Source organism: Paraburkholderia largidicola (assembly GCF_013426895.1).
GTDB classification, from domain to species: Bacteria; Pseudomonadota; Gammaproteobacteria; order Burkholderiales; family Burkholderiaceae; genus Paraburkholderia; species Paraburkholderia largidicola.
The window spans coordinates 2,720,043-2,740,746 of the sequence record NZ_AP023174.1 but is presented as its reverse complement, the minus strand read 5'-3'; the positions used below and the strand labels follow the sequence as shown (position 1 = coordinate 2,740,746).

The following is a 20,704-nucleotide window of genomic DNA, read 5'->3' as shown; positions in this document are numbered from 1 at the left end:
TGAGCATGACGACGGAACCATCCGAGAACCCATCCGACCACCCGCCCGGCGACGCAGCGCCAGGCGGCGAGCCGCCGGGCGGCACTCCGCCGCGCGGTCCGGATGGTTCGCCGCCTGATGGTGCACCGCCGGGCAAGAAGCCGCGGCGGCGTGGGCGCCTGTGGAAAAAGATCGTGTGGGCGATTACCGTGCCGGCGGTGCTCGTGGCGTTGGTGGGCGGTCTGCTGTACGGCCTGGTGGTTACCGAACGCGGCACCGCGTACGCGTGGCAGACGGCCGTGAAGCTGCTGCACGGCCAGCTCGAAGGCAAGCTCGACGGCGGCGCGATCGCGACGGGGCTGCATATGCGCGACGTGCGCTGGCGCAGCCTCGACGGCAGCGGCACGGACATTCGCATCGACCGCATCGACGGGAAATGGGCGCTGTCCGACAAGCCGTGGCGTTTCATCGTCGATTATCTGCATATCGGCACCGTCGATGCGCGTATCGCGCCGTCGACGTCGAAGTCCGAGCCGATGAGCCTGCCGAAGGACCTGCGCCTGCCGCTGCAACTGGCCGTGCGCGATCTGAGCGTCGAGAAGCTGATCCTCCACGAGGGCGCATCGACCTCCGAATACGCGCGGCTGCTGTTTCATGGGCGCAGCGACGGGCGCCATCACGAAGCCTCCGTCGACCGCCTCGACACGCCGTTCGGCGCAGTGACGGCAGCGGCGAAGCTCGACGGCGTGCGGCCGTTTCCGTTGACGGGCGACGCCGGCTATTCCGGCAAGGTCAACGACGAAGCCGTGCAGGTGCGCGCGCATCTTTCCGGTTCGCTCGAAACGCTGATCGCCGAACTCGACGCATCGGGGATGAAGCTGACGGGCCACGCGCGGGTCGAGGCGACGCCGTTCGCGGAGGTGCCGTTGCAGCGCGCGACGCTGGTCTTCGATCACGTCAATCCGCAAGCCTTCGCGCCCGGCGCGCCGCTGGCCGATCTCGCGGTGCGCGCGGAACTCCAGCCGGTGCAGCGGGATGCGGCGGGGCATGTGGTGCCGGCGAGCGGGGCGGACGTGGCGAGCATGGCGAGTGCCGTAGCGGCTGCAAGCCCGGTCGCGGCGGCGAGTTCGGCAGGTACGGCGAGCGCGGTGAAATCCGCGCGTGCGGCACGTCCGGCGAGCGCGGCGAAATCTGCGCGTGCCGCCAGCTCGGCCAGTTCGCCAAAAGCCGGCCGCGCGGCAAGTTCCGCAGTCCTCGCGAGTGCAGCGAGTGCGGCAAGCGCACCGCTGGCGGCCTCTCAGGTGCAGGGCGACGCGACCCGTGGTTCGCCGGGCTTCGCGGTGCAAGGCCAGGTGTCGATCGTGAACGCGAAGCCCGGTTCGATCGACGCGCATCTGCTGCCGCTGATCGACGCGCGCGCCGATGTGCAGCTCGACGCCAGGGCGCAGCGCATTTCGGACCTCAATGTGCGTCTGGTCAAGGAAGCGACCGTCACGGGCGGCGGCGCGCTGATGGGCAAGCGCGGCCAGTTCGACCTGAAGGTCGCGAAGCTCGATCTGAACGCACTGCAATCCAGCGTGCGGCCGACGCAGTTCGCCGGTCCCGTCTCGATCCGGCTGAACGACGACGTGCAAAGCGTCACACTCGATCTGAACGATCCGAAGGCTGCGCTGCGCGTGCAAGGCAAGGTCACGCTCGATCCCGCACGCACCAGTTTCAACGACGTGCGCGTGAGTTCAGGCAAAGGGCGTATCGACCTGAATGGCGCGATCAAGCGCGATGCCAGTTCCACCTACAACCTGAAGGCGACGCTGACCGACTTCGATCCGCTGTCGCTGACGACGCAAACGCCGTCGCGCGCGGCGGCGCCAGCCGGCGGGAGCGGCACAAACGGCGCAAGCAAGGGCAAGGGCAAGCGTGCCCAGGCGAGTCCGCCGAAAGCGCCCGTGAAAGCACCCGCATCGCGCAAGATCGAAGCGCGCGTGAACGGCACGCTGACGGCGGCGGGCTTGCTCGCGCCGACCTTCACGACAAAAGCCGAGTTTCGTCTGGGCGAAAGCGTCTACGACGGCCTGCCGATGACAGGCAGCGGCACCATCCAGCTGGCCGGTTCGCGCATCCTGCCGAGCCGCGCGAATCTGTCGGTGGCGGGCAATCAGGTCGATCTGCAAGGCAGCTTCGGCGCGCGCGGCGACCGGCTGCGCTTTCATATCGACGCGCCGGAACTCGAGCGGCTCGGCTTCGGCCTCGCCGGCCTCGTCGCGGCGCAGGGCGACGTGACGGGTACTTTCGAGCATCCGAATGTCGCGCTCGACTACAAGGCCGACAGCGTCGTGTTCGGCGCGAACAAGGTCGGCCACGCGGAAGGTCACGCCGAGCTGCGCGACGGCGCGAACGGCGCGATGGTCTTCACGACGGATGCGCGCAACATCAGCACGGCGGGCGTCGAACTGAACACGCTCACCGCGCGCCTGAACGGCACGCGCGCGAAGCACACGCTCGACGCTGCCGCGACGGGCACGCTGCAAGGCCGCCCGCTCGATCTGGCCGTGGCCGCCAACGGCAAGCTCACCGATGCGCGCGACGGCACGCACTGGGACGGCACCGTCACGCGCCTGTCGAACAAGGGCACGCCCGCGCTGAACATGGAGACGCCGCTGACCGTCAGCGCCGGCGGCCAGCGCGTGACGCTCGGCCCGACCCGGCTCACGCTGGAAGGGTCGGTGCTCGACCTGAAGTCGTTCGCGCTCGATCACGGACGCATCAAGTCGGCGGGCACGCTGACGGGTGTATCGGTGGCGCGCATGCTCGAACTGCGCCAGGAATTTACGGGCGTGCCGTCGAACTTGAAGACGGACGTCGTGTTCGACGGCAACTGGGACTTTGCGCTCGGCGAGACGGCGACGGGCCATATCGAGCTGAAGCGGCGCGGCGGCGACATCACGATCGAAGTGGGACGCGGCTTCGCGCCGCTCGGCATCACCGACGTCGCGGCGCGCGCCGATTTCAGCGGCGGCAATCAGCTGAACGCGACCGTGCATGCGCAGGCGAGCCGCATCGGCGTGGTCGACGCGTCGGCGCACACGACGCTCGTGCCGCGCGACGGCGTGCTGACGGTCAGCGACGAAGGGCCGCTGTCGGGCTCGATCAACGCGAATGTGCCGTCTCTGAAAACGACGGGCGGCCTGTTCGGGCCGAGCTATCTGCTCGACGGCCATCTGGCGCTGAAGCTAGCACTCGGCGGCACGGTCGCAAAGCCGAATCTGTCGGGCTCGCTGGTGGGCGACGGGTTGTCCGCGACGCTCGTCGATCTCGGCGTGCAGTTGAAGGACGGCGTGGTGCGCATCGCACTGTCCGAGAATCTCGTCGATTTCCAGCAGGTCGAGTTCCACGGCGCAACGGGCACGCTGCGCGCGACGGGCCGCGTGCGGCTGGATAACACCGAGCCCGATCTGACGGCCAGCATCGTCGCCGATCAGCTCGAACTCTTCGCGTCGCCGGACCGGCAGCTGACGATGTCGGGCAGCGCGAGCGTTGCCAACGCGGGCACCCAGGGCGGACTCGCGATCAACGGCAAGTTCGTCATCGATCACGCACTGTTCGACATGCCCGACAAGTCCGAGCCGCGGCTGGGCGACGACGTCGTGGTGGTGCGTCCGGACGGATCGGTGGCGAGCGGCAAGCCGCAGGAAGTCGGCAATTCGAACAAGCCCGTCGGCGCGTTTGCGCCGCGCGCGAACATCGATATCGATCTCGGCCAGAAATTCCGCTTCCGCGGCCAGGGCGCGGACGTTGGCTTGCGCGGCACGATCACGGCGCTGTCCGCGCCGAATCTGCCGCTGCGCGCCGTCGGCAATGTGCGCGTGACGGAAGGTTCGACCTATACGGCGTTCGGCCGCAAGCTCGGCATCGAAAACGGCTTCTTCACGTTCAACGGGCCGGTCGCGAACCCTGGCATCAACATTCTCGCGATGCGCCGCAACCAGCAGGTCGAAGCGGGCGTGCAGGTGACGGGCACGATCCAGTCGCCCGTCGCGAAGCTGGTCTCGGAGCCGAACGTGCCGGACAACGAAAAGCTGTCGTGGCTGCTGTTCGGACACGGCACCGATCAGGGCAACAACGTCGGCCAGCAAAGCACGATGACGACGGCGCTCGCGCTGCTCGGCAGCGCGAGCGGCAAGCGCATCGCGCAGGAGTTCGGGCTCGACGAGTTCTCGATCGGGCGGAGCGAAGTGGGGCTGACCGATCCGCAGGTCGTGATGGTGTCGAAGGCGATGAGCGAATGGCTCGTGATCGGCTACGAACAGGGCTTGCAGTCGGCGAGCAACGCGATCAAGGCGACGGTGAATCTGACGCGTTACTGGTCGGTGGCCGCGTACGGCGGCACGTTCCAGGGGATGGACCTGCAGTACACGCGTCGTTTCGACCGTCTGCGGTGGTGATGAACAAACCGGATGCCTGCGAATTGCCGGATCGCAGGCGGAGGTTCTACTGTTGGACGCGACGAGGCGAAGCGCGGCGGCTTACTTCGCCTTCGCTTTCGATTTCTCGTTAGACTTCCGCGTTTCGCGTGCCTGAGCGTTCAGGAGCGCAAGCACGTTCCTGCCGAATGCCTCGGGTCGTCCCTCGAAAATGCGCTCGACGGCCTTTTCTTCGATCAATCTGCGGCGCAACCTGTCCCGTTCCTCATGCTGCGTGGCGAGCCGCACTGCCGCGCGAACGTATTCCTCCACCGAATAGGTGGTCAGCCACGCGGGCATGCCGGCGCGTCCGAAGAGTCCGCTGTCGATATGCTCGAACACCTCGCGACCGCACAGGTTGACGCCAGGCAAGCCAAGCGTGAGCGCATCGACGATGCCGTTGGTATTGCCGAACGGGAACGGGCTTACGAACATGTCCATCGCGTTGATGGCCTTCAGATAGCCCGGATAGGCCAGTCCGCCATAGACCCATGCATGCTCGCGCGGCAGCGCGGCCTCGATCAGCCGACGTACATACGCGATGTCGAGTCCCTCCGACCACGCCGTCATGAAGTGCAGGCGCACAGGGATGTCCGCCGTATCGATGATCCGCCGGCAGGCATCGAGAAAGCGCGGATTGAGCTTCATCGCGCTCGCCGTCACCGCGATGTCGACGAACTCGCCGCGCTCGGGAATGCCCGGGGTGATGTCGGCGAGCAAGGTGGATGGCACATACGGCTGGCCGTCCTTCGGCAGACGCATCAGCTTTTCGCTGAAGCACGCCGGGTCGCCGACGAAGTCCTCTTCGACGCTCACATAGTCGATGCACGACGCGTGCATCGTCGCCGGATGGCCGAGCGCGGCAATCTGCAACGGCGCGATGCGCACATTGGTCAGAAAGATCGTGTGCGCGAACATGCCGACGCTCGGCATGTACAGCACCTGTGCCTGATGCGCCTGGGCGAAGTCCTGCACCTGGCGGACGATATCGCCGACATATTCGGGGTAGTCGAACGGGATGAAGCGGTCGAACACCGCGCGGCCCGCTTCGTCCACGTGTTGCGCTTCGCCGAAGGCGACGACTTCGAAGTGCTCGCGTGCGGCAAGCATGGTGCGCGAATGCGTGCGGTAGATCGAATGACCGCCGTTGAACCATTCGAGCACGACGATCATCAGCGGTTTGCGCGTGCCTTGCGCGCCGGACGACGTGGCGCGCGCGACGTGGGCTTCACCGTCGAGCAGTCCGAGCGTGCCGAGCTTCGCGCGCACGAGATGGCTGATACCGCGCTTGATCTCATGCCGGCCCGGCAGGTCCGAATAACTGCAATGCATGTAGGCGCCGCATACGGCCGTGCCTTGCAGGTCGTCGAGATCGTCGATCGATTCGAGCGCGCCCGGCAGCCATTCGATCATGCGTTCGCGCTTGGCGTGAGCGATGGGCGAGATCACGACGGCGGAAGCCACCACGGACATGCCAAGGCTCGCCGCGAGCACCGGCTCGGCTTTCGCGAGATCGGCGAGGTCGATGTCGTACGCGGATTCGAGGGTGTACAACACGATCTGCTTGCGGATCAGCGCCGTCGCGTCGGCCTGCGCCGCCGGGTCTGCGGGGTGCGCCAGCAATGCGCGAAGAATGTGATCCGAATTGCCGTACGACGACGCCACAAAGATCATGTTGAGCCAATGACGGCCGGCGAACAGCTGATTGAACTGCAGATTGCTGAGTACGAAGCGCGGATCGGCAAGGAGCGTGGTGACGGCGTCGGCGATGCGCTGCAGCGTGTTTGCGCCCGCTTCGCTCCGGGCAACCGTCGGGTCGGCGAATGCCAGATCGACGCCCGGCAGCCGGCCTCGTTTCGAGATGAACGTGTTGAGCAGCGCAATCAATGCTTCGTGCGCGGCGTCGTAGTCGCAACGTGCGACAAGGGATTCGAACTGGTCCAGGGAAAATTCAGTGCTCATGGCAGTGGTCGGGTTCAAACAGCGTGCCGCAATGAAGCCGCGGCGGGTTGAAGGCGGAGACTGGGCGGCGGGCCGCCATGAGACACGAGCGCTCGAGACGGCCTCGTCGATTGCGCGCGACGCATCGTCCGACGCGCGCCTCGCCGGGTGGCCATGATTGTCAAAGAATTCGATTCGAATGAATCTAGGAGCAGTCCTATTGTGTCGACCGATTGGGCCGCAAAGGACGAAAAAAAAGCACGTCGGGCGACGTGCTTTTCGTGTGGCGCCGTGCATGCAGCGCCAGTCTTGCGTTTGCGTTATTTCACGCGCATGCCGGGCTTCGCGCCGCTGTCCGGTTCGAGCACATAGATGCCCGGTTCGGCCTTTTCGTCAGCCGCCGATGCCGCGAGCACCATGCCTTCCGACAGCCCGAACTTCATCTTGCGCGGCGCGAGGTTCGCGACCATCACGGTCAGCTTGCCGACCAGCTGCTCCGGCTGATACGCCGACTTGATGCCTGAGAACACGTTGCGCGTCTTCTCTTCGCCGACGTCGAGCGTCAGTTGCAGCAGCTTGTCCGACCCTTCGACCGCGCGGCAGTCGACGATCTTCGCGATGCGCAGATCGATCTTCGCGAAGTCGTCGATCGTGATGATGCCGCTGTCGTCGGGCTTCGCTTGCGCGTCGCCGTGGGCGGCTGCCGCCGCTTTCGCGTGCGCCTTGGCTTTGGTCTTTGCGTCGGCGGCTTGCGCTTCGGGCGACGCAGTCGGCTGCAGCGAGCCGCGGTTCGCGGTGAGCAGCGCTTCGATCTGCTTCGGATCGACGCGTGTCATCAGATGCTTGTACGCGTTGATCGCGCGCGCCGAACTCAGCGGCGTATCCGCGTGCGACCACGTCAGCGGCTCGATGCCGAGGAACGATTCGGCCGCTTCGATGACCTTCGGCAGCACGGGCTTGAGCGCCAGCGACAGCAACCGGAACGCCTCCAGCGACACGCTGCACGTTTCGTGCAGCGCGACGGCATTGGCCGGGTCCTTCGCCTGATCCCACGGCTTGGCCGAATCGACGTACGCATTGACGGCGTCCGCGAGTTCCATCGTCTGACGCAGCGCGCGGCCATAGTCGCGTGCTTCGTAGTGCGCGGCGATCTGCGGAATCGCGGCGCGCAGCGACGCGAGCAGCGGATGCTGCATCGCGCTGTCCTGCACGCGGCCGTCGAAACGCTTGATCAAAAAGCCCGCCGCGCGGCTCGCGATGTTCACGTACTTGCCGACGAGGTCGCTGTTCACGCGCGCCTGGAAGTCCTCGAGGTTCAGGTCGATGTCTTCCATCGTGCTGTTCAGCTTGGCCGCGAAGTAGTAGCGCAGCCACTCCGGGTTCATGCCCGTTTCGATCACGCTGTTGGCCGTGATGAAGGTGCCACGCGACTTCGACATCTTCGCGCCGTCGACGGTCAGGAAGCCGTGCGCGAACACGTTGGTCGGCGTGCGGTGGCCCGAGAATTCGAGCATCGCCGGCCAGAACAGCGTGTGGAAATACAGGATGTCCTTGCCGATAAAGTGATACTGCTCGGTCGTCGAGCCTTTTTTCGTCCACGCGTCGAAATCGAGGCCGCGCTTTTCCGCCAGATTGCGGAAACTCGCGTAGTAGCCCACGGGCGCGTCAAGCCACACGTAGAAATACTTGCCCGGCGCGCCGGGAATCTCGAAGCCGAAGTAGGGCGCGTCGCGCGAGATGTCCCAGTCGGCGAGCTTCGCTTCGCCCGCGTCGCCGAGCCATTCGCGCATCTTGTTGGTCGCTTCCTGCTGCGCCAGACCGCCGACCCAGCCGCGCAGGAAATTCTCGCAGCGCGGATCGGACAGCTTGAAGAAGTAGTGCGTCGAGGTCTTCTTCACGGGCGTCGCGCCCGACACGACCGAGTACGGGTTGATCAGCTCGGTCGGCTGATAGGTCGAGCCGCACACTTCGCAGTTGTCGCCGTACTGGTCCTTCGCGTGGCACTTCGGGCATTCGCCCTTGATGAAGCGGTCCGGCAGGAACATTTCCTTGACGGGGTCGTATGCCTGCTCGATGTCGCGCGCTTCGATCAGGCCGGCCGCCTGCAGCGCCGTGTAGATCGACTCGGACAGCACGCGGTTCTCTTCGGAATCGGTCGAGTAGTAGTTGTCGAACGAAATGCCGAAGTTGTCGAAATCGCGCTTGTGCTCCTGCCACACACGCTCGATCAGCTGCTTCGGCGTGATGCCTTCCTGCTCCGCCTTCAGCATGATCGGGGTGCCGTGCGTGTCGTCGGCGCCGACGTAGTAGACCTCGTGCCCGTGCATTCGCAGCGCCCGGACCCAGATGTCCGTCTGGATATATTCGACCAGATGGCCGATATGGATTTGCCCGTTCGCGTACGGCAGGGCAGACGTGACGAGGATCTGGCGGCGGCCCTTCGGCGCGCCGGCGGCGGTGAGGTCCGCGGATTGAACCGCGGTGGCGTCGGTTGCTGACATGTGGGTCTATGGACTGGCGGAAGGTACGGGCGGCCGTCACGACGTTTCGGCGTCGGCGGACGGCGCTGTGCCCAGGACCGCATGGGCGGGGTGTCCGCTCGTGCAGCTCGGGTGTCGAACGCGGTTTCGCGGACTCTCGTCGCGCGCGGAACCGGCCCGAATCGGCGATTTTACCAGTGTGAACTGTTAGCGGCAGCGCGTGAGGAAGGATGACGCCTGGCTTCTGGGTGATGCGGGGAAGAATGGGGAGGCATCGCTCGCGGAAAGCACGCCGGGGAGGGGCATAAAGCGGGCAAAACGCGGGCAAAAAAAAACCGGGGCTATAGGCCCCGGAGCAACAACGACAAGAGGAGAATGGTGACGCGGCGGCATCGCCGCACACGTACCGTAAAGACAGACCGTGGAATTTCGCAAGAGTTCGAAAAATTTTTCGATCAGCTTGTGGGACCCACCGAGGTTCGCCTCGACGCGCCTGGCGAATTGTCAGGCGGATTCCTGGTCTGTCCTTCCCCGAAAAACTTACTGCGCGTGCTGCGCCATCGCGCGCAGGTAGATTTCCACGCGACGGTTCTGCGCGCGGCCAGCTTCCGTGTTGTTGTCGGCGATTGGCTGGTTGGCGCCCATGCCCGAAGCCGCGAGGCGCTGCTGCGCGACGCCGTCTTGCGCGAGCTGGTTCACGACGCTTTGCGCGCGGTTGACGGAGAGCGTCTGGTTGTATGCCGGCTGGCCGGTGCTGTCCGTGTGGCCCACGACTTGCGCGACGACTTCCGGATTCTGGTTCAGCGTTTGCGCAACCTGCGTCAGCACGGGAGCGAACGACGGCTTGATCGCGTAGCTGTTCGTGTCGAACGTAACGGAGCTCGGGATGTTCAGCTTCAGCGAGCCGTCCGGCTGCTCGGTGATCTGCGTGCCCGTGCCCTTCGTCGCGCCCGACAGCTTGTTCTTGATGTTCTGCCAGTTGTAGCCGGTCACGCCGCCGACGGCTGCGCCGACGCCCGCGCCGATCGCAGCGCCCTTGCCGCCGCCGAAGATCGCACCGAGTGCGGCGCCCGTGCCTGCACCGACGCCCGTGCCGACGGCCGTGTCCGTGCCTTGCTGGGTCGCGCAACCGCCGAGCAGCGCACCGACGACAGCCAGTGCCGACAGACGGGTCATGATTTTTGCATTCATTCTGGTTCCTCTCTTCAATTAAACGGTCGACAGATGCAAGGGCTCGCGAATCGTGCCGACAGCCGGAAGGGTCTTCCGGCAGGCCCCTGCGCCAGCCACTACAATGACGACTAGGCAGGCGACGATTCGGCCCTATTGCAAAACTTGCGCGGCAAGCGTGCCAATGAGACAGGTTTTAGGCAATGCCGGCTAACAATTTCTTTCAATATTTCAGGCGTGTGGCGCAGACTTCGATCGCGCACCGCGCCAGGCGTTCCCACGGAGACTCAATGAGCATCGATCGGGCTTTGGTAGACGCGGCCCTCGCGGCCATCACCGACCCCAACACGCAGCGGCCCTTCGCGGCAGCGAAGAACTTCAGGAACGTCAGCGTCGATGGTGCCACGGTCGGCGTCGACGTGGTACTCGGCTATCCGGCCAGGCGTCAGTTCGACGCGATCCGCGCGCTCGTCGAGCAGGCGCTGCGCGCGGTGCCTGGCGTCGAAGCGGCGCGCGTGCAAGTGTCGCAGGACATCGCTGCGCATACGGTGCAGCGCGGCGTCAAACTGTTGCCGAACGTCAAGAATATCGTCGCCGTCGCATCGGGCAAGGGCGGCGTCGGCAAGAGCACGACGGCCGTGAACCTCGCGCTTGCACTGGCGAGCGAAGGCGCGTCAGTGGGTATTCTCGACGCCGATATCTACGGCCCGTCGCTGCCGATGATGCTCGGCATCGAAGGCCGCCCCGAATCGCCCGACGGCCAGTCGATGAACCCGATGACCGGCCATGGCGTGCAGGCGAACTCGATCGGTTTTCTGGTCGAACAGGACAACCCGATGGTGTGGCGCGGCCCGATGGCCACGTCGGCGCTGGAGCAGCTGCTGCGCCAGACCAACTGGAAGGATCTCGACTACCTGGTCGTCGACATGCCGCCGGGCACGGGCGACATCCAGCTCACGCTGTCGCAGCGCGTGCCCGTCACGGGCGCCGTGATCGTCACGACGCCGCAGGACATCGCGCTGCTCGATGCGAAGAAAGGCTTGAAGATGTTCGAGAAGGTGGGCATTCCGATTCTCGGCATCGTCGAGAACATGGGCATGCATATCTGCTCGAACTGCGGCCACGAAGAGCATATCTTCGGCACGGGCGGGGCGGAGCGGATGTCGAAGGAATATGGCGTCGACGTGCTCGGCAGCCTGCCGCTCGACATCGCGATCCGCGAGCAGGCCGACTCGGGCACGCCGACGGTGGCCGCGGACCCGGACGGCCGCATCGCGGAGATCTATCGGACGATTGCGCGCAAGGTCGCGATTCATATCGCCGAGCGCTCGCGCGACATGAGTTCGAAGTTTCCGACCATCGTCGTGCAGAACACATAAGGCGCGAAAACGCCCAGTCTGGCGGGCGCGGCGGAGTCTGAACAACTCGTCGAACAACTCTTCAGGAGCGGGGAGAAAGGGGTCTGAATGCGGCCCCGCTCGCGGTATCATGTCGGCTTCATCAGGTCCGGCAACGCGGTCGCGGGGGCGGCCGGCGCTCGACAAGAGGATCGCATGAGAAAACGAATCGGCGGCGAGGCGATCAAGGCAATCGTCGTCCTGGCTGCGACCAGCGCCCTGCTGTCAGGGTGCATGGGCTTTCTGAAGCCACAGGAGAAACGCGCTGACGCGCAACTGCTGCCGACGCTGGGTAACCAGGCGCGCGGCATGGTTACGTTCATCGAGCGTTCGGACGGCGTTCAGGTCACCTACAACCTCACGGGCTTGCCGCCGAACACCGATCACGCGTTGCAGGTGCACGAACGCGGCGACTGCAATTCCGCCGATGGCGCCGGCGCGGGCGCCGTGTTCGCGCCCGCTGCGGAGCGCCTCAAGTCGGGCGCGCGCGTCGAGGGCGATCTCGGCAATATCCACGCAGACGCGGCGGGCGTGGCGGCCGGCTTCATCGTCGCGCCGGATGTTTCGCTCGATGGCGTGCGTTCCGTGCTGCAGCGCGCCGTGCTGGTTCACCGCGAGCCGTCCGATCCCTACGCCTACCCGCAACACGGCGCCGGTCCCGCAATCGCGTGCGGGCTGATCCGCCAGTAAGCAGCAGTGCCGTTCACGCGGCGGCGTTCGTCCTGCATCACCACCGCCTTTCGCCCGCCAATCGTTTGCGGGGCATGCAAACACTCGCTCTTTCGCCTGTTTCCGCTTCAATTCCAGCAGATATCCGAGTCGCATCGTCGAAGGCCGTCGGGCCGTCGCGCTGCACGTCCGCGCACGCGATTCAGCTTGCATCGGGCACGCCCGCCCGGTTCGCGTAAAATAAGCGCCTTTCGTCCGGCGGCGCGCGTTGCGAAAGCGGCGTGCAAGCGTCAGCCGGCCCGATTTCACCCCGTCAGCAGCGTTCACCTATGAGCATCAAATCCGACAAGTGGATCCGGCGCATGGCCGCAGAGCACAAGATGATCGAGCCGTTCGCGCCAGACCAGGTGCGCGTGACGGAAGACGGTCGCAAGATCGTCAGCTACGGCACGTCGAGCTACGGCTACGACATCCGCTGTGCAGATGAATTCAAGATCTTCACGAACATCAACTCGACCATCGTCGATCCGAAGAACTTTGACGAGAAATCGTTTGTCGATTTCAAGGGCGACGTCTGCATCATCCCGCCGAACTCGTTCGCGCTCGCGCGCACGGTCGAGTATTTCCGCATTCCGCGCAGCGTGCTGACGGTCTGCCTGGGCAAATCGACGTATGCGCGCTGCGGCATCATCGTCAACGTGACGCCGTTCGAGCCGGAATGGGAAGGGCACGTGACGCTCGAATTCTCAAATACGACACCTTTGCCTGCGAAAATCTACGCGAACGAAGGCGTTGCGCAGGTGCTGTTCTTCGAAAGCGACGAGATCTGCGACGTGTCGTACGCGGATCGCGGCGGCAAATATCAAGGACAGCATGGCGTGACGTTACCGAAGACGTAACGCGACCGCGCATTGAATCACCAGCTATCCGGGTGACCGCTGCGCATCAGAAGCAGCGGTCGTTCTTTTTGGAGAATCGCCCATGAAGTTTCGCTTTCCCGTCGTCATCATCGACGAGGACTTCCGCTCCGAGAACATCTCGGGTTCCGGTATCCGTGCGCTTGCCGAGGCCATCGAAAAAGAAGGCGCGGAAGTGCTGGGTCTCACGAGCTATGGCGATCTGACGTCGTTTGCGCAGCAGTCGAGCCGCGCGTCGTGCTTCATCCTGTCGATCGACGACGATGAACTGCTGCCCTACGTCGAGAACGGCGACGGTGAAACGCCCGATATCGCGCCCGCGATCATCGACCTGCGCGCGTTCGTCGAGGCGGTGCGCAAGCGCAACGCGGACATTCCCATTTTCCTGTACGGCGAAACGCGCACCTCGCGCCATCTGCCGAACGACATCCTGCGCGAACTGCACGGCTTCATCCACATGTTCGAGGACACGCCGGAGTTCGTCGCGCGGCACATCATCCGCGAGGCGAAGGTGTATCTGGATTCGCTCGCGCCGCCGTTCTTCAAGGAACTGGTGCAGTACGCGGACGAAGGCTCGTACTCGTGGCACTGCCCGGGCCACTCGGGCGGCGTCGCGTTCCTGAAGAATCCGCTCGGCCAGATGTTCCACCAGTTCTTCGGCGAGAACATGCTGCGCGCAGACGTCTGCAACGCCGTCGACGAACTCGGCCAGCTGCTCGATCACACGGGCCCCGTTGCAGCGTCGGAGCGCAACGCGGCGCGCATCTTCAGCGCGGATCATCTGTTCTTCGTGACGAACGGCACGTCGACTTCGAACAAGATCGTCTGGCACGCAACGGTTGCCCCGGGCGACATCGTGCTGGTGGACCGCAACTGCCACAAGTCGATCCTGCACGCGATCACGATGACGCACGCGATCCCCGTGTTCCTCACGCCGACGCGCAATCACTTCGGCATCATCGGCCCGATTCCGCGCGACGAGTTCAAGCCGGAAAACATCCGCAAGAAGATCGAGGCGAACCCGTTCGCGCGCGAGGCGCTCGCGAAGAACCCGAACCTCAAGCCGCGCATCCTGACGATCACGCAGAGCACGTACGACGGCGTGATCTACAACGTCGAAATGATCAAGGATCTGCTAGGCGATCTGCTCGACACGCTGCACTTCGACGAAGCGTGGCTGCCGCACGCCGAGTTTCACGAGTTCTACCAGGACATGCACGCGATCGGCGCGGGCCGTCCGCGCACGGGCGCGCTGGTGTTCGCGACGCACTCGACGCACAAACTGCTCGCAGGCATTTCGCAGGCTTCGCAGATCGTCGTGCAGGACAGCGAGAACAGCACGTTCGACCGCCACCGCTTCAACGAGGCATATCTGATGCACACGTCCACGTCGCCGCAGTACGCGATCATCGCGTCGTGCGACGTGGCCGCGGCGATGATGGAGCCGCCGGGCGGTACCGCGCTCGTCGAGGAATCGATTGCCGAGGCGCTCGATTTCCGCCGCGCGATGCGCAAGGTCGATGCCGAATACGGCGACGACTGGTTCTTCAAGGTCTGGGGCCCGGAAGAACTCGCGGAAGAGGGCATCGGCTCGCGCGACGACTGGATGCTGCGCCCGAACGACCGCTGGCACGGCTTCGGCCCGCTTGCGGACGGCTTCAACATGCTCGACCCGATCAAGGCGACGATCATCACGCCTGGGCTCGACGTGGATGGCGAATTCGGCGAGACGGGCATTCCCGCGGCGATCGTCACGAAGTATCTGGCCGAGCACGGCATCATCGTCGAGAAGACGGGCCTGTACTCGTTCTTCATCATGTTCACGATCGGCATCACGAAGGGCCGCTGGAACTCGATGGTCACGGAACTCCAGCAGTTCAAGGACGACTACGACAACAACCAGCCGCTGTGGCGCGTGCTGCCCGAGTTCGTCGCGCAGCATCCGGCATACGAGCGCATCGGCCTGCGGGATCTGTGCGAGCAGATCCACAGCGTCTACCGTGCGAACGACATCGCGCGCCTGACGACGGAGATGTACCTGTCGAGCATGGAGCCCGCCATGAAGCCGTCCGACGCTTTCGCGAAGCTCGCGCACCGCGAAATCGACCGCGTGCCCATCGACGAGCTCGAAGGCCGCGTCACGTCGATCCTGCTGACGCCGTATCCGCCGGGCATTCCGCTGCTGATTCCGGGCGAGCGCTTCAACCGGACCATCGTCAACTATCTGCGTTTCGCGCGCGAGTTCAACGAGCGCTTCCCGGGCTTCCATACGGATATCCACGGGCTGGTGGGTGAAACGATCAACGGGCGCATCGAGTACTTCGTCGATTGCGTGCGCGATTCCTGATCATGACGACGGCACTGCGCTCCGGGTTGTGGGGTCGTGCGCGCGTCGGCGTGCCGGCGGCGTGGTGCGCGTTCGCATCGGCAGTGACGCTGGCGGGTGCGCTGATGATCGCGCCCGGCGCGGCGCATGCCGAAGTCGCCGCCGCCGATCCCATCGACGCATCGATGCGTACCTGTCTCGCGCGCGCCGACATGTCGTCGACGATCGGCCAGGTGCAGTGCATGGACTCGGCGCGGCTCGCGTGGCAGGCGTCGATGGATCAGTCGTTTCAGCAGTTGCTGTCGAAAGCACCCGACGCGCAGCGCAAGAAGTGGGAAGAAAGCCAGAAGCGCTGGAAAGCGTGGCGCGAAGCGGACGGCAAGCTGCTGGCCGACGTGCTCGCCACGACGCGCGGCACGTCGTACCAGCTCGCGGTCGCCGACATGCAGTTGCAGCCGGTGCGCGATCGCGCACTCGCGCTGCGCGCGGCGGCGATGGACGCCGGCAGGCAGGACCCGAAGAAGCGCCCACGAGCCTGCTCGTTCGACGCGCAGTGCGAGCACGCGATGTTCGACCTGAACCGCTATTACCGGCGCCTGCATGCGAAGCTCCCTCCGCACGCGCGCCCGGTGCTGTCGCGCGCGCAACGCGCGTGGACGGCCTACCGCGACGCGACCGTTCCGTTGATGGACGCGCGCTCGCAAGTGGATATTGTCGGCGCGCGCGTCGCGCAGCTCAAACGCATGGGCGACACAGCCGGCAACGACTAAGCCGGATTTTTTTCGACACCCGTTAGTGCTTCTCACGGCACGCGCCGCAAGCTGCTGTCGAGCGGCCGCGCGCGTGTCCTGATCACGCGTCAGGTGAGCAGATAACCATCTTTCGCGGCCGTTTTCTGCAGCGAAGGCTGCGCAAGCAGATCGCGCGCGGCATCTTCGATGAACGCCGACAGCGCATCGAGCGCGAGGTCGTTGTCGTCGGTGCCGAATGGCTCTTCGATCTGCGATGCGATCGCGTCGAGCGCCATGAACGTGTACGCGACGAATACTGAGAAGACCGGCGTGAACACGCCGACGGTTTCCACCAGCCCGAATGGCAGCGCCGCGCAGAAAAAGTACACGGTGCGGTGAATCATCACCGAATACGCGAACGGCAGCGGCGTCGACAGGATCCGCTCGCAGCCGCCGACCACATCCGACAGCCCGTTCAGATTGCGATCGATGGCCTGGACCGTCCATGCGTCCAGCTTGCCGTCGCGCGCCTGCCGCTGCGTCCATTCGCCGAGCCAGAGCATGATCGTCGCGGGCCGATAGCGCGACATCATGACGCGCTCGAAGAGCGGCTTGTCGAGTCTCGTCGACAGATCTTCTGAAGGGTCCGTGCATCGCAACTGATGCCGCAGCGCGTGCGCGAAGGCGCACAAGGCTTGCACGAAGGCCTGCGTTTCGCTCGGGTCGATATGAGCGTTCGGCAGCGTCAACACCTGGCGCGTGAGCGAGCGCGTCTCGTTGAGCAGCCTGCCCCAGAGCTTGCGCGCTTCCCAGTAGCGGTCATAGCTCGCGCTGTTGCGAAAGCCGAGGAAGATCGCGAGCGCAATGCCGATCAGCGAGAACGGCGTGGTGGTCATGTTGATGCTGATCTTCAGCAGGTGCACATGCACGCCGAGCGCGACCAGCGAAATGAGCAGAATGACGCACAGGCGCGGCAGCAGTTCGGGCAGCACGGAACCGCGCCACGCGAGCAGCATGCGGAACCAGCGGAGTTGTGGGCGGATGATCATGACGGTGAACGATGAAAGCCGATGGTTGCCGTGATAGTAGCCGACGAGGCGCAGCGGCAGGGCGAGGTGAGCGTGGCCGATTGTCTCTGCGTCGCAAGGAAGGCGCCCGCGTTCGAAGCCGCAGACAACCCGTGCCAAAAACAAAAAAGGCGAACCCTCGCCAGAGAGTCCGCCTTTCAGCAGCCGAAAGGAAGCGGCCTAGCCGAGCGCAGCGCGTGCGGCAGCGATCGCGGCGCGCACCTGATCCGGCGCGGTGCCGCCCGGATGATTGCGGCTCGCCACCGATCCTTCGAGCGTCAGGTAGCCGAACACATCGTCGCCCAGCAACGAAGCGACGTTCGGCAATTCGGCCTTCATCTCGTCGAGCGACAGGTCGGCCAGATCGCAGCCACGCTGTTCGCAGAAACGAACGGCATGCGCGACGGCTTCGTGCGCGTCACGGAACGGCAGGCCGCGCTTGACGAGGTAGTCGGCGAGATCGGTTGCCGTCGAGAAGCCTTGCAGCGCAGCCGCGCGCATGTTGTCCGCCTTCACCGTGATGCCCGCGACCATCTCCGCAAAAATACGCAGCGTATCGGCGACGGTATCGACGGTATCGAACAGCGGCTCCTTGTCTTCCTGATTGTCCTTGTTGTACGCGAGCGGCTGGCCCTTCATCAGCGTGAGCAGCGCCATCAGGTGGCCGTTCACGCGGCCCGTCTTGCCGCGTGCCAGTTCGGGCACGTCCGGGTTCTTCTTCTGCGGCATGATGGACGAGCCGGTGCAGAAGCGGTCGGCGATATCGATGAAGCCGACGCGCGGGCTCATCCACAGCACGAGTTCTTCGGAGAAGCGCGACACGTGCGTCATCACGAGCGCCGACGCTGCCGTGAATTCGATTGCGAAGTCACGGTCGGACACGGCGTCGAGCGAGTTCGCACAGATACCGTCGAAGCCCAGCGTCTTCGCGACGGCGTGGCGGTCGATCGGATAGCTCGTGCCCGCGAGCGCCGCCGCGCCGAGCGGCAGACGGTTCACACGCTTGCGGCAGTCGACCATGCGCTCGGCGTCGCGCGAGAACATTTCGACGTAAGCGAGCAGGTGATGGCCGAACGTCACGGGCTGCGCGACCTGCAGATGCGTGAAGCCCGGCATGATCGTGCCGGCGTTCTTGTCGGCGAGGTCGAGCAGGGCGACGCGCAGATCCTTCAGCAGATCGCGGATGCGGTCGATTTCACCGCGCAGCCACAGGCGGATGTCGGTCGCGACCTGGTCGTTGCGCGAACGGCCCGTGTGCAGGCGCTTGCCCGCATCGCCGATCAGCGCCGTGAGGCGCGCTTCGATGTTCAGGTGCACGTCTTCGAGATCGAGTTGCCATTCGAACTCGCCGCGCTCGATTTCACCCTTGATCTGCGCCATGCCGCGCTGGATCGCCGCGAGGTCGTCGGCGCTGATGATCTTTTGCGCGGCCAGCATCGACGCGTGCGCAAGCGAGCCCTCGATATCGACGAACGCCAGACGCTTGTCGAAGAAGACCGACGACGTGTAGCGCTTGACGAGTTCCGACATCGGCTCGGAGAAGCGAGCCGACCAGGCTTCGCCTTTTTTATGCAGTTGGGACGTCATGATGATGGGCAATGTGCGAGGTGAAGACGCGGACGGCGCGTGGAGACGGCGCCGCCTCGAAGGAGACAACGATTTTAACACCCGCCGTGCGGGCCGCTTTCAGGTGGCCGCGCAAGCTCATTCGCGCATCAGCACGACGAGCTTCAGATCTTCGCGGTGCGCGGGCTTGAAGGTGATCTGGTTGTAGACGACGTGGCCGTCGCGCGGATGATTGAAGCGGCGCTGGCCGCCTTCGCGCTCGTTGACGTCCTGCGACGCCCAGAAGCGCGCGAACGCGTCGCTCGAAGCGGAGAGTTCGTCGATCAGCGAGCGCGTGGGCGCGTCGTTCTGGTGGCGGATCGAATCGGCGCGATACTCGGCGGCGAGGCGCCGGGCGCGGATTTCCCAGTCGACGATCAGATTGCGCGCATCCGGCGACAGGAACGTATAGCGCAGCAGGTTGCGGTCGTGCTCGCCGTCCAGCCAGCCGACGAACAGGTCCGCGGCCGGCTCGTTCCACGCGAGCGCGGTGAACTGGCGGTCGAGCACGTAGGCGGGCGCGCTCACGAGCTGCACCGTCTTGAGCAGCATGGCGGGGGTGTCGGCTGCGGCGGGGTCCGGCTCGGCCGGGTCGCGCTGCGCGGCCAGTTCGAACAGATACGCGCGTTCGGCGCGCGACAGCTGCAGCGCGACGGCGATGCGGGCGAGCGCGTCAGCGGACGCGGACACGGGCCGTCCCTGTTCGATCCAGGTGTACCAGGTCGGGCTCACGCCGCACAACTGCGCGACTTCCTCGCGCCGCAGGCCGGGCGTGCGGCGGCGCGGGCCGGGCGGCAGGCCGACGGCTTGCGGCGACAGGCGCTCGCGATGCGCGCGGATGAACTCGCCGAGCGCGCGGGCGGGCGACGCGTCGAGCGGCGGGGCGGAATCGGCGGAAGACGGCGTGGTCATGTGGCGGGACGACGATGGCGGGTAATGTCGATACCAGAATAATTGCTTGACTTGTACTGGTACAGGGCGGGCTCTATTGTAGCGACAGGCGGGGCGCTTCGCGACCTCGACACGATCCTCACGAACAGGCCTGAAGGCACTGGAGCACACGATGAAGCATCACGATCAGGTAGCCGACGCGTTCGGCTCGACGGCGGCCTCGTATCTGACGAGCCAGGTTCATGCGACGGGCGCGGACTTGCAGACGCTGGCGGCCGCCGTGGCCGCGACGCCGGGCGCGGCGGTGCTCGATATGGGATGTGGGGCGGGGCATGCGAGCTTTGCGGTTGCACCGCATGTTGCGTCGGTTGTTGCGTATGACATTGCGCCGCAGATGCTGGCTACCGTGGCTGCTGCTGCTGTTGAGCGTGGGTTGTCGAATATCCGGACGCAGCAGGGCGCGGCTGAAAAGCTGCCGTTCGATGATGCTTCGTTTGATTGGGTCGTCAGCCGGATGAGTGCGCATCATTGGCACGATGTGCCGTTGGCGCTCGCCGAAGTGCGGCGGGTTTTGAAGCCCGGCGGGCGCGTGCTGTTCATCGATATCGCGGGGAGCGAGCATCCGTTGCTCGATACGCATCTTCAGGCCGTCGAGGTGTTGCGCGATGGCTCGCATATTCGCGATTATCGTGCGGATGAGTGGGTGGCGTTTTTTGCTGCCGCAGGGTTTGAGGCTGTGGTGCGGGAGCGCTGGCGGCTGGATATCGAGTTTGCGTCGTGGGTCGCAAGGATGAGGACGCCGACGGCGCGGGTTGAGGCGATTCGGGCTGTCTGGGCTTCCGCCCCGGATGAAGTTCGTGAGTACTTCGGTGTTCAGAGTGATGGGTCGTTTAAGCTGGATGCTTTGATGGTTGAGGCGTATTGAGGTTTTTTTGTCTGCGACGCTTTGAGTGGTTTGCTTGTGTTTTCATTGGCGTCCGCGTTTTGCTTCTGGTTCGCTAGCGTTGCCCCTGTGCGGGGCGGCACCTACTTTTCTTTGCCGCCGCAAAGAAAAGTAGGCAAAAGAAAGCG

The 20,704-nt window shown here is 65.0% G+C and carries 13 protein-coding genes; 7 read left to right on the top strand and 6 right to left on the bottom strand.

What is annotated here, in order from left to right; genetic code table 11:
• Positions 1–5: 5 nt before the first annotated feature.
• Positions 6–4,421, top strand: coding sequence for a translocation/assembly module TamB domain-containing protein (locus PPGU16_RS12170; protein ID WP_180720205.1), 4,416 nt, complete (start codon positions 6–8; stop codon positions 4,419–4,421).
• Positions 4,422–4,502: 81 nt separating this feature from the next.
• On the opposite strand, the gene PPGU16_RS12165 is transcribed toward PPGU16_RS12170, so the two are convergent.
• From PPGU16_RS12165 to PPGU16_RS12155, 3 genes are all read right to left on the bottom strand, one after another.
• Positions 4,503–6,401 carry an adhesin gene (locus tag PPGU16_RS12165; RefSeq protein ID WP_180720204.1) on the bottom strand — a complete coding sequence of 633 codons (1,899 nt, stop codon included), beginning with the start codon at positions 6,399–6,401 and terminating at the stop codon, positions 4,503–4,505.
• 299 nt (positions 6,402–6,700) lie between these two features.
• A complete protein-coding gene (metG, locus tag PPGU16_RS12160) occupies positions 6,701–8,881 on the bottom strand; it encodes a methionine--tRNA ligase (RefSeq protein ID WP_180720203.1) in 2,181 nt (726 codons plus the stop codon).
• Between the two features lie 519 nt (positions 8,882–9,400).
• Entirely contained in the window at positions 9,401–10,051 is a 651-nt protein-coding gene (locus PPGU16_RS12155; RefSeq protein WP_180720202.1) for a YiaD family glycine zipper/OmpA-like lipoprotein, read from the bottom strand.
• A gap of 269 nt (positions 10,052–10,320) precedes the next feature.
• Here PPGU16_RS12155 and apbC point away from each other — a divergent pair, with 269 nt between their 5' ends.
• The 5 genes from apbC (at position 10,321) to PPGU16_RS12130 (ending at position 16,109) form a co-directional block, all read left to right on the top strand.
• Positions 10,321–11,409 carry an iron-sulfur cluster carrier protein ApbC gene (gene apbC, locus PPGU16_RS12150; RefSeq protein WP_180720201.1) on the top strand — a complete coding sequence of 363 codons (1,089 nt, stop codon included), beginning with the start codon at positions 10,321–10,323 and terminating at the stop codon, positions 11,407–11,409.
• Between the two features lie 174 nt (positions 11,410–11,583).
• Positions 11,584–12,117 (top strand): superoxide dismutase family protein, encoded by a 534-nt coding sequence (locus tag PPGU16_RS12145; RefSeq protein WP_180720200.1) that lies wholly within the window; start codon positions 11,584–11,586, stop codon positions 12,115–12,117.
• Positions 12,118–12,425: 308 nt separating this feature from the next.
• The gene (gene dcd, locus PPGU16_RS12140; protein ID WP_180720199.1) at positions 12,426–12,995 is read left to right on the top strand and encodes a dCTP deaminase; all 570 of its coding nucleotides are present in this window, start codon (positions 12,426–12,428) and stop codon (positions 12,993–12,995) included.
• Positions 12,996–13,077: 82 nt separating this feature from the next.
• Positions 13,078–15,360 carry an arginine/lysine/ornithine decarboxylase gene (locus tag PPGU16_RS12135; RefSeq protein WP_180720198.1) on the top strand — a complete coding sequence of 761 codons (2,283 nt, stop codon included), beginning with the start codon at positions 13,078–13,080 and terminating at the stop codon, positions 15,358–15,360.
• A 2-nt stretch (positions 15,361–15,362) separates the two neighbouring features.
• Positions 15,363–16,109: a lysozyme inhibitor LprI family protein gene (locus PPGU16_RS12130; RefSeq protein WP_434064397.1), complete on the top strand. Its 747-nt coding sequence runs from the start codon at positions 15,363–15,365 to the stop codon at positions 16,107–16,109.
• 89 nt (positions 16,110–16,198) lie between these two features.
• Here the strand turns inward: PPGU16_RS12130 and PPGU16_RS12125 are convergent, their stop codons facing one another.
• The 3 genes from PPGU16_RS12125 to PPGU16_RS12115 form a co-directional block, all read right to left on the bottom strand.
• Complete coding sequence (locus PPGU16_RS12125) at positions 16,199–17,119, bottom strand: bestrophin family protein (protein WP_180720197.1); 921 nt, start codon at positions 17,117–17,119, stop codon at positions 16,199–16,201.
• Positions 17,120–17,317: 198 nt separating this feature from the next.
• Positions 17,318–18,724 (bottom strand): argininosuccinate lyase, encoded by a 1,407-nt coding sequence (argH, locus tag PPGU16_RS12120; RefSeq protein WP_180720196.1) that lies wholly within the window; start codon positions 18,722–18,724, stop codon positions 17,318–17,320.
• Positions 18,725–18,841: 117 nt separating this feature from the next.
• Positions 18,842–19,654 carry a helix-turn-helix transcriptional regulator gene (locus tag PPGU16_RS12115; protein ID WP_180720195.1) on the bottom strand — a complete coding sequence of 271 codons (813 nt, stop codon included), beginning with the start codon at positions 19,652–19,654 and terminating at the stop codon, positions 18,842–18,844.
• A 151-nt stretch (positions 19,655–19,805) separates the two neighbouring features.
• Between PPGU16_RS12115 and PPGU16_RS12110 the strand changes: the two genes are divergently transcribed.
• Complete coding sequence (locus tag PPGU16_RS12110) at positions 19,806–20,558, top strand: class I SAM-dependent methyltransferase (protein ID WP_180720194.1); 753 nt, start codon at positions 19,806–19,808, stop codon at positions 20,556–20,558.
• Positions 20,559–20,704: the final 146 nt, after the last annotated feature.